This is a genomic window from Desulfovibrio sp. (genome assembly GCF_009712225.1).
Lineage (GTDB): Bacteria > Desulfobacterota > Desulfovibrionia > Desulfovibrionales > Desulfovibrionaceae > Desulfovibrio.
Genome location: NZ_WASP01000004.1, coordinates 81454 through 91176, shown reverse-complemented (window position 1 = coordinate 91176; position 9723 = coordinate 81454). Strand labels below are relative to the sequence as shown.

The window sequence follows — 9723 nt, the reverse complement described above, 5'->3', positions numbered from 1 at the left end:
AAAAAACGCCCCCCCCACCCAGGCAGAGGAAGCCGCCATGGCCTACGCCAAGGGCGACTATGCCACGGCAGAGAGCATCTGGCGCAAACATGCCGAAGCGGGCGACGGTCAGGCCATGAACAACCTTGGCGTACTGTACGACCTTGGTCAGGGCGTGGAGCCCGACATGGGCCGGGCACTGCACTGGTTTGCCGAATCGGCCAAGACCGGCCACCCCTCTGGCATGAGCAACTATGGCCGTATGCTCGAGCAGGGGCGCGGCATAGAGGCCAACCCCGCCGAGGCCGCCCGCTGGTTTGACCTTGCCGCCCGGCAGGGCCAGCCCGAAGCCCAGTACAATCTGGGTATGCTGTACGAGCTTGGCCGGGGAGTATCGCAAGATTTCAAGGCCGCAGCGGCGTGGTACAGCCGTGCTGCCGCACAGCAGCAGACAGAGGCGTTGTTCCGGCTTGGGCATTTTTACCGCAGCGGGCAGGGCGTGACCAAGAACCCAGCGCGTGCGGTACTGCTGCTCTATGCCGCCGCCATGAACGGCGACACCAACGCCATGAAGGATCTGGAAGAAATGGCCCGCGCCGAACCCACACGCCCAGAGGCCGTGCTGTTCGGCCAGCGGCTGGACAATACGGACAGAAACTCCATGCGTGCGGCCCTCAAGCAGTACGGCGCCACGGTCACGCGTGAGGACAACGCTTACATCTGCGACCTCTACGACGCCTCCAAGGTTGCCCCCGGCGCGCGCCAGATGGCCATCTGCTATGGCCCCGGCGACCCTGCGCCGCTGGGCTTTCTTGAGCTGGATTATGCCGCGCCCGACAACAGCGTTGAGGCGCTCATCCTCAAGATGGTCACCGATCGCTTTGGGCCAGCCTCCGCTGGCGAGGGCGATGATGCCCACCTGTGGAACCTTGGTTCTGTAGTGGTTGCCACGCGCTATGAACCCACGCGGGGGCAGTTCAGCCTCATGTACATGGTGCCGCGCGTGTACCACCTCACGCGTCAGCGCTAGGCAAGGTGCGGGCAGGGGAGGGCTTGGGCGTACAGGCTATTTTCTGGCAGGCGACCACGCCCGGCAAAAACGGATAAAACTGTCCATGCCCGCCGAATGGTACTTGGATTGATGCCAGCAAATCGTAAACGTACGTGAAAACTGACGGTTGAGCCGGATTATGGAAAACCTGCTGCTGAAGCCCGGCAACTCGGCCATGAGCCGCGAGGCAAAGGTGATGCCCATGCCCCGCTCAACCATGCCCAGCACACCCTCGGTGGAGCTGAGGCTCAAGGCCACGTTGTACGGCGCGATAAGCGCCCCAAGGGTGTGTTCAAAATAGGCCCGGGTGCCGGAATTGGGTTCGCGCAGTATCCAGCGCTGGCCCGCCAGTTCTTCGGGGGCGTGAGCCTTGCCGTCTGCCAGCGAATGCCCCCGGCAGGCCACTACGGCCATTTCGTCCTGCAACCACTGCACTGACTCCATTTGCGGCAGGTGCTGCTCGCCCTCCAGCAAAACCACATCCAGCGTGTAGGTCTCCACCAGCTCAAGCAGACGCGCCGTATTGGCAATCTGCGCCTTGGGCAGCCAAGCGTTCTGTTTTTCAAAATCGCACAGCAGCTGCGGCAGCAGATAGTTGCCGATGGTCTTGCTCGCCCCCACGTTCAAAAAACATGCCCCTCCAGCCTGAAACAGACGCTCCATGGCCTCGGCCCTTTGCAGCATTTCGTCTGCAAGAGGGCGCAGCTGTGCGCCCTCATGATTCAGCCGCAGGTGCGGGTGAACCCGGTCAAAAAGCCGCACGCCTAGATGCCGCTCCAGCTCCTGCAAAGCCTGTGATACTGCACCCTTGGTAAGAAAAAGGGCATCTGCAGCCTGCCCAAGATTCTCATAGCGTGCGACCGCGATAAATACCTGCAACTGTTTGAGAGTCATGCCTGCACCTTGTTTGCACCAAGCTAACGTTTAATTATTTTATACGTTATATTAAATTCATTTCGATTTTCTTAATGCCATTTTCATGGCAAACCCGCAAGCAGACCACAACCGAGGATATTTTTATGTTGCAGAGCATACGCAGTTTCTTTCGTGCCGTTCCCACTCCGCTTGCGGGCCTGGCGCTGGGCATAGCCAGCCTGGGCATGGGGCTTGAAAAAAGCCTGCCTCTCCACAATTTCGGTCAGGTGCTTGGGGCGCTGACCTCCATGACGCTTACCTTCTTGCTGGCGGGCAAATTTGCATTCAACCCGCGCCTGCTGCTCGAAGAACTGCGTCACCCCGTGCTGGGCAGCATTTTGCCCACCATTGCCATGGCACTGATGCTGCAATCCAAAAGCCTGAGCATTGTTGACGCGCGGGCTGCGCAGGGCCTGTGGCTGTTTGCCGTGGGCCTGCACCTGTGCCTGCTGCTGGCCTTTGTAGCCTTTCGGGTAAGGCAGTTCAGCCTGCACCACATGGTGCCCAGCTGGTTTGTGCCCTTTGTGGGCATTAGCGTTGCGGCCATGACCGTGCCAGGCCAGTCCTACTACAACCTTGCATACGGCCTGATGGTCTTTGGCATGGTGAGCTACGCCGCCCTGCTGCCCGTCATGTGGTACCGCCTCATTTTTGCCAACCAGATTGAAGACGCCTCCAAACCCACCATCGCCATTCTGGCCGCGCCAGCCAGCCTTTCGCTGGTGGCTTACCTGAGCCTTGAGCCCTCGCCCTCGCTGCTGCTGTGCAGCCTGCTGCTTGGGGTTGCCGTGTTGATGACCAGCATTATCTACGTGGCGTTTTTCAAACTGCTGCGTCTGCCCTTTACCCCCGGCTTTGCGGCCTATACCTTTCCCATGGCGGTGGGTGCTACGGCGCTGTACAAGGTTTCCGACATGCTGGCCGCCTATCCGGCCGCTCTGGAATACAGCCTGCAGCTCAAGTTTTTTGCCGTGCTTGAAATGATCGTTGCCACCGTGGTGGTGGCCTACGTGTGCTGCCGCTACCTGATTTTTTATGTGCGGGCGTGGGATACGCTTATGCGAGCCCAAAGGGCCGCACATATCTGAGGGGAGCTGGCACGAACCCAAAGAGCCGCCACATCTTAACGTCTTTGGTTCGTGCCCAAAAACATACGTAGATGGGCCAGGAGGGGGCAAGGCGCAAAATTTCGGCTTGCACCCCATCCCCTGCGGGGCTAGCGTGCGCAAATGCGGGCCGTTACCCTCGACCTGTCTGAAATGCCACTCTTATGCCGCCCCGGGCGGCCACGTATCGCAGGTGCTTTATGCTTATTTTTGCCGCCATGCTTTTGTTGGGAATACTTTTGGGCTTTGTGGGTGCTGGCGGCGCGGGGGTCATGATCACCATGCTCAGCGTGGGATTCAACATCCCCATGCATGTGGCCCTGGGCACATCGTTGGCTGCCATGGCCTTTACCTCGCTTTCCGGCTCCATCAGCCACTTTCGCGAGGGCAACGTAAACCGCCGTCTGGGCCTGCTCATGGGCGCGTTTGGCGCGGTGGGGGCCTTCTGGGGCGCACACATTTCGTCTTCTCTTGCTTCTGAAACGCTCAAGCCCCTCACCGGCATTGTCCTCATATTTTCGGCCCTGCTTATCTACCTGCGAGTGTTTCACCCCAAGCACCCCGTGTTCAGCATACGCTGCAACAATACCGGTGGGATGCGCTTCTGGCTGCTTACCAGCGTTGTGGGCATGTTCAACGGACTTGTTTCCGGTGCCTGCGGCGTGGGGGCCACGCCCTTTATCCAGCTGACCCTGCTGATTATTTTCAACGTGCCGCTCTACCAGACCGTGGGCACGACCATGCTGGTCATATTGCCCATTGCGGTACTGGGCAGTCTGGGCTTTCTGGCGGCGGGACATCTCGACCCCACCCTGTTTGTGCAGGTTCTGGCCGGTCAGATTATTGGCGCGTATGTGGGGGCCAAGTTTACCCGCATGGCCCCACAGTTGCTGCTCAAAAGCTGCATGGTGCTGCTGCCCGCCCTGGGTGGCATTATTCTGCTGCTGAGCCGTTAAAAAAGCCCCCGCCAGATTCCGGCAGGGGCATTGAAAGCGCACAGCGAATGATGTCGAAATTATTTCGATAAAGACATCAGCAGCTTGCCTACAAATGGTGACAGCAGCACAATGGCATAGATACGCACCAGATGGTACACCATGACCATGGGGGCCTCTGCTCCCGTGCCGCCCGAAAGGGCCACAACTGCGTTGAAGCCGCCGGGGCTGGTGGCCAGATAGGCCCCACCCACAGACAGCCCCCCCCAGCGCACGGCTATCCAGGTGCACAGCAGACCTGCCATCAGAATGATGCAAGTTGAAAGCAGCATCATGGGCCATGTTTCGCGCACGGCATCAAGCATGCCCGGGTTGTACATGTTGCCCACAATAACCCCCACGCAGCCATAAACCAGAAAGCGCACCCAGTGCGTCATGTCTGGTGCGGTGATGGAACCGCAGCTTTTGAAAATGACCACGGCAATCATGGCTCCGGTCATGGCTCCACCGGGCAGGTCGAACCGGTCAAAAACAAAACTTCCCGCAAGCCCTACGGCAAACAGCATCAGCGTTGTGCCCATAATTTGTCCTTCGCACCGCGCAGGGCGCGGTTGCATGCTCTGTCATTGGCCGCTGCACCGCGGCGCTTGGCCCCTGCTTACGCTTTTTTTTTTCGGCCCTCAACGGGCTTTTATGGCACCTCTTCTGGCTGTTTGACGCATACTGCCCCACCCGCTAGTCTGCTGAAAGGCCAAGAACTTTTTTCAGCAGAGGATGCCATGCACTTTACGTCCAGCCCCTATGCCCAGACAGAACCGCAGCGCTTTGACCCCATGACCACACGTGGCATGGTGACCTCGCCCCACTACCTTGCCACCCAGGCAGGGGTGGACATGCTGCGCAAGGGCGGCACAGCCCTTGATGCGGCCATTGCCGTGGCGGCAGTGCTGGCCGTGGTATACCCCCAGATGTGCAGCATAGGGGGCGACAACTTCTGGCTGGCGCACGAAGCCTCCACAGGCACGCTGCACGGCATCAACGCCAGTGGTCGGTCAGGCGAAAAGGCCACGCGCGCCTTTTTTGCCCAAAAAGGCCTGTCGGCCATTCCCCTACGCGGGCCGCTGGCGGCTTGCACCGTACCGGGTGTTGTTTCTGGCTGGGATGCCGCCCACACTCTCAGTCGCTCGTGGGGCAGCCCACTTGCACTGGCCGACCTGCTGCAGGAGGCCATCGCCCTTGCCGAGAATGGTTTTGCCGTAGCGCCTTCACTCTCGTACTGGCTGCATGAAGACAGCAAGGCAGACCCCAGGGGATATAGGCAGCTGCAAAACCAGCCGGGCTTTGCCCGCACTTTTTTACCCACAGGCAAACCGGCGCATGTGGGCGAGCGCTTACGCCTGCCAGAACTTGCCGCCACGCTGAACCTCATCGCCCGTGAGGGAGCACGCACCTTTTATGAAGGCGAGCTGGGCGAACGCATAACCCGCTGGCTTGCAGACAACGGCGGCCTGCTGACCGCCAATGATTTTGCCCGGCACAAGGCGGAATCTGTCACACCATTGCGCGTGCGCTACCGCGACCTTGAGGCCTGCAACCTGCCCCCCAACACCCAGGGTGTGGCCTCGCTTTCCATTCTCAACATTCTTGCGCACATGGACGTGGCAAGTCTTGGCGAAGGCAGCGCAGACCACATCCACGCAGTGGTAGAGGCCACAAGACTGGCCTTTGCCGAACGCGATGCCTATGTTACCGACCCTGATTTTGCCAAGATTCCACTGGAACACATGCTCTCGCCCGAACACGGCCGCGAGCTGGCGCAGCGCATCCGCATGGACCGCGCCCATGTCCCCGGCAACCCGCTGGAACCCAAGGGAGACACCTGCTGGTTCGGTGTTGTAGATGCGCAGGGCAACGCTGTTTCCGCCATCCAGAGCATCTTTCACGATTTTGGTGCAGGCATTGTTGCTGGCGACACAGGAGTTTTGCTGCAAAACAGGGGCAGTTTTTTTTCGCTCGACCCGGGCCATGTGAATACGCTTGAACCCCGCAAACGAACCATGCATACCCTCAACCCACCCATGCTGCGCAAAGACGGCAAGCCCTGGCTTGTGTATGGAACAATGGGGGGTGAAGGCCAGCCGCAAACCCAGGCTGCCCTTGTGACGCGCATGGTTGATTTTGGCCTGAGCCCACACGATGCAGTGGCTGCACCGCGCTGGCTGTATGGCCGCAGCTGGGGCCTGCCAGTCAACAACCTGCGCATCGAGGGGCGTTTTGCCCCGCAGGTTGCCGATAACCTGCGGCAACGAGGGCACGACGTGGAGGTACTGGGCAGTTTCAGTGATCTGATGGGTCACGCGGGTGCCATTTTGTGCGACCATGAAATGGGCATACTCTTTGGAGCCACAGACCCCCGCAGTGATGGTCTGGCTTCGGGCTATTAAGTTCGCCTCGGGCGCAGCACCTCCATAACCGGCTGACAACACTGGCCAGCAAGTGGCTGCTGGGCGCAAATGGCCGAAGCGGGAACACGTTTTTGTGTGGCGCTTGTCACAGAATCGTGCTTATATACCGCATGTTTTTTTGCGCACGGCTTGTCTGGCGAATCTGATTTGAACTCCTGCGCAGGCTCCATATTTTTCAGAACCGGCCATCTGTTCCACTCAAGACAAAGACTACCATTTCGTAGAAACACAAAAAACACTGTTACCATGCTGGTTTTTTTGTTTTTTATACACCTTTGGATCTCCGCCCCCAGCAAGCAGGCCTGCAAAACCACCAAAACGTATTTTTGCTGAAAACATATTTTTTATCTGTAGAATCACATAGTTAAATTTCATCACCCGCCTCAAGAGTTGAACTGGCGCGTCGCAATACACCATCCGGGCGATTACCGCCCGAAAGATCACACCTACACGCAAACGATAAAAGTCTTAAAAATCAAACTATTAAATGTGCATTAGCTGCTATTCCACCCACTACAAACCCATAATGGTATCATATTTGACTTACGATACCACATATGAGACAAGGTTCATGCTCTAATAATCGGTTTGTATTTTCACTAAGTTGTATGGTTTACACTGACAAAAGTTACCGAAACGTAATTTCTCCAGACTCTGATTTAATTAATAATTTGTTTTTCCAGATGGTTAGCAAAAAGGGATGCTTTTTGCTTTATCCTGGCTTACCGTAATTTGGTACACCCCTGTAACTGCACATAAAACTCGGGAGGCCTTCATGAATTTGCTGAAAGTAGCGTCAGTCTGTGCCCTGTCTCTCTTCGTGGGGCAGGCGGCCATGGCCGCAGAAGCTCCAATCAAAATCGGGTTCCCCATCCCCCTTACCGGTGAAATTCCCAAGGTGGGTGAAGGTTCCAAGTACGCGGCTGAAATGCTGAAGGAAGAGATCAACGCCAAGGGCGGGCTGAAAGTGGGTGACAAGATGTACCCACTTGAATTTATTTATGAAGACAATGAATCCAAACCCGAATCTGCCGTTAACGTCACCCTGAAGCTTATTGAGCGTGACAAGGTCATGGCCATTGTAGGCCCGCAGTCTTCCCGTCAGGCCGTGCCCGCAGGCGCTGTTGCCAATGACGAACAGGTTCCCATGATCACCCCCTGGTCCACCAACCCCGACGCCACCAAGGACCGCCCCTGGGTGTTCCGCGGCGCCTTCCTTGACCCCTTCCAGGCTCCTGTGGCCGTTGACTTTACCACCAAGAAGTTTGGCGCCAAAAAGGCCGCCGTGCTGTTTGAAGTCTCCAACGACTACTCCAAGGGTCTTGCCGACAACTTCAAGGAAGCCTTTGAAAAGACCCACGGCAAGGGCTCTGTGGTGGCCATGGAATCGCACGGTCCCAAAGACCAGGACTTCTCGGCCCAGCTGACCAAGATCATCGCCGCCAAGCCCGACTTTATCTTTGTGCCTGAAAACTACAGCTTTGCGGCCCTTATCGTGCCTCAGGCCCGTGACCTCGGCTACAAGGGCCCCTTCATGGGTTCTGACGCCTGGGGTTCTGCCGAACTCTTCAACCTTTGTGGCAAGGACTGCGTCAACCAGTACTTCTCCACCCACTACACCGCTGAAGGCGCCACCGGCAAGACCAAGGAATTCATCGACAAGTACAAGGCCAAGTATGGCTATGTGCCGGACGACGTTGCCGCTCTGACCTGGGACTCCATCAACATCGTGCTTCAGGCCATCCAGAAGAACGGCAAGATCGACCCCGACCTCAAGAAGGAACGCAAGATCATCCGCGACAACATGGCTGGCATGGAAAAATTTGACGGCATCACGGGTAGCATGAAGTTTGACGAAAACCGCGACCCCATCAAGTGTGCTGTTATCGTGCGCGTGACGGAAACTGGCGCATTCGCCTTCGTGGAATCTGTCTGCCCCAAATAGAGTTATTGGCACTGCCGCGCGGCCTACCCCACAGGGGCCGCGCGGCGGCATAGACTCCGGCTTGGACGATCAGCTGCCCCGGTGTGGCATTGAGCACACCGCACGCCAGATATGGCACACCCTGACAAATAAGAATGGTTTTTTACACATTTTTGTAATATAAGCACAAATGGTGCTGACCTACTCATATTGTCCTTTCCACAGGGCAAGCAGCTCAATGACGCGTAATACGCTGAATTTTTTTGTCATATCCGGTAACGCTCGAACCATGCAGGCTCGCGACCGGCAGATTATTTACACATTTTCCACCTGATTGGTGGAAAGCAAGCCAACTAGTACAGACTACGCACACTGTAACCGCCAGCTTTTGGGTAGCCCTATGGACTTTTTGCTGCAACAGACCCTCAACGCCTTGCAATGGGGCAGCTTTTACGCCCTGATTGCCCTGGGCTACACCCTGGTTTACGGGGTGCTGCGCCTCATCAACTTCGCCCACGGCGATATTTTTATGGTTGGGGCCTACATTTCGTTCTTTGTTGCCACATACCTGATTTCGTCCGACGGGCTTGGCCTTTCGCAGCCAATGACCCTGTGGCTGACCATTGTGCTCACCATGGGCCTTACAGCACTTGTGGGCGTTACGCTTGAACGCATCGCCTACCGCCCCCTGCGCCGCAAGGGCGCACACAGGCTGTATGTGGTTATTACAGCCCTTATGTGCGGCCTTATCCTTGAAAACGGCAACCTCGCACTGCTGGGCGCAACAAAGCGTAAGCTTCCTGAACTAATCGACAAAACGGTATATTCCATTGGCCCGCTGGTGATAACCAACCTCAAGGTATGGGTTATCATAGCGGCTGTGCTGGTCTTTCTGTTTTTGCAGACCATTGTCACACGCACCAAAGTGGGCATGGCCATGCGGGCCGTATCGTGGGACCGCTTTGCCCTGCCACTCATGGGCATTCCGCTCGACAGCGTCATTGTGGTCACGTTTGTGCTGGGCTCCGGCATCGCCGGGCTTGGTGGCATGCTGTTTGCCATGTGCTACCCCAACCTTGAGCCATACATGGGCGCCATGATCGGCTGGAAGGCCTTTATCGCCGCTGTTGTGGGCGGCATTGGCGACATACGCGGCGCATTTGTGGGCGGCTTTTTGCTGGCCTTTGTAGAGATTATGGTGGTGGCCTTTTTGCCATCCACCTATATGGACCTGTTCTCCTTTACAATTTTGCTGCTCATCCTGTGGGTGCGGCCCACGGGCATTTTCGGCATGCCGCAAACGACCAAAATCTAGCCGGAGTGTCAGATGCTGCCTCTTTTTGTTCAA

9 protein-coding genes are annotated in these 9723 nt (G+C 57.2%); 6 read left to right on the top strand and 3 right to left on the bottom strand.

Annotated features, from left to right (window positions below; genetic code table 11):
* On the top strand, positions 1-1009 hold a 1009-nt coding region (locus F8N36_RS03880), incomplete at its 5' end, for a tetratricopeptide repeat protein (protein WP_291331483.1).
* Positions 1010-1045: 36 nt separating this feature from the next.
* Here F8N36_RS03880 and F8N36_RS03875 read toward each other — a convergent pair.
* Entirely contained in the window at positions 1046-1924 is an 879-nt protein-coding gene (locus F8N36_RS03875; protein WP_291331482.1) for a LysR family transcriptional regulator, read from the bottom strand.
* Positions 1925-2049: 125 nt separating this feature from the next.
* Between F8N36_RS03875 and F8N36_RS03870 the strand changes: the two genes are divergently transcribed.
* Entirely contained in the window at positions 2050-3033 is a 984-nt protein-coding gene (locus F8N36_RS03870; RefSeq protein WP_291331481.1) for a TDT family transporter, read from the top strand.
* A gap of 218 nt (positions 3034-3251) precedes the next feature.
* On the top strand, positions 3252-4007 hold the full coding sequence (locus tag F8N36_RS03865) for a sulfite exporter TauE/SafE family protein (protein ID WP_291331480.1): 756 nt from the start codon (positions 3252-3254) through the stop codon (positions 4005-4007).
* Between the two features lie 59 nt (positions 4008-4066).
* Here F8N36_RS03865 and F8N36_RS03860 read toward each other — a convergent pair whose 3' ends face one another.
* Positions 4067-4567, bottom strand: coding sequence for an AbrB family transcriptional regulator (locus F8N36_RS03860; protein WP_291331479.1), 501 nt, complete (start codon positions 4565-4567; stop codon positions 4067-4069).
* Between the two features lie 198 nt (positions 4568-4765).
* On the opposite strand from F8N36_RS03860, the gene ggt reads away from it, so the two are divergent.
* A complete protein-coding gene (gene ggt, locus F8N36_RS03855) occupies positions 4766-6430 on the top strand; it encodes a gamma-glutamyltransferase (protein WP_291331478.1) in 1665 nt (554 codons plus the stop codon).
* A 231-nt stretch (positions 6431-6661) separates the two neighbouring features.
* Here ggt and F8N36_RS03850 read toward each other — a convergent pair whose 3' ends face one another.
* On the bottom strand, positions 6662-6826 hold the full coding sequence (locus F8N36_RS03850; RefSeq protein ID WP_291331477.1) for a hypothetical protein: 165 nt from the start codon (positions 6824-6826) through the stop codon (positions 6662-6664).
* A gap of 400 nt (positions 6827-7226) precedes the next feature.
* On the opposite strand from F8N36_RS03850, the gene F8N36_RS03845 reads away from it, so the two are divergent.
* Positions 7227-8396 (top strand): ABC transporter substrate-binding protein, encoded by a 1170-nt coding sequence (locus F8N36_RS03845; protein WP_291331476.1) that lies wholly within the window; start codon positions 7227-7229, stop codon positions 8394-8396.
* Positions 8397-8775: 379 nt separating this feature from the next.
* On the top strand, positions 8776-9690 hold the full coding sequence (locus F8N36_RS03840) for a branched-chain amino acid ABC transporter permease (RefSeq protein ID WP_291331475.1): 915 nt from the start codon (positions 8776-8778) through the stop codon (positions 9688-9690).
* The last annotated feature ends 33 nt before the right edge of the window (positions 9691-9723 follow it).

What these genes read in the sequence shown, in the direction of transcription:
- ggt (WP_291331478.1), top strand. Translation starts at nt 4,766, where the DNA reads ATGCACTTTACGTCCAGCCCCTATGCCCAGACAGAACCGCAGCGCTTT.
- F8N36_RS03860 (WP_291331479.1), bottom strand. Translation starts at nt 4,567, where the DNA reads ATGGGCACAACGCTGATGCTGTTTGCCGTAGGGCTTGCGGGAAGTTTT.
- F8N36_RS03865 (WP_291331480.1), top strand. Translation starts at nt 3,252, where the DNA reads ATGCTTATTTTTGCCGCCATGCTTTTGTTGGGAATACTTTTGGGCTTT.
- F8N36_RS03870 (WP_291331481.1), top strand. Translation starts at nt 2,050, where the DNA reads ATGTTGCAGAGCATACGCAGTTTCTTTCGTGCCGTTCCCACTCCGCTT.
- F8N36_RS03850 (WP_291331477.1), bottom strand. Translation starts at nt 6,826, where the DNA reads ATGAAATTTAACTATGTGATTCTACAGATAAAAAATATGTTTTCAGCA.
- F8N36_RS03875 (WP_291331482.1), bottom strand. Translation starts at nt 1,924, where the DNA reads ATGACTCTCAAACAGTTGCAGGTATTTATCGCGGTCGCACGCTATGAG.
- F8N36_RS03845 (WP_291331476.1), top strand. Translation starts at nt 7,227, where the DNA reads ATGAATTTGCTGAAAGTAGCGTCAGTCTGTGCCCTGTCTCTCTTCGTG.
- F8N36_RS03840 (WP_291331475.1), top strand. Translation starts at nt 8,776, where the DNA reads ATGGACTTTTTGCTGCAACAGACCCTCAACGCCTTGCAATGGGGCAGC.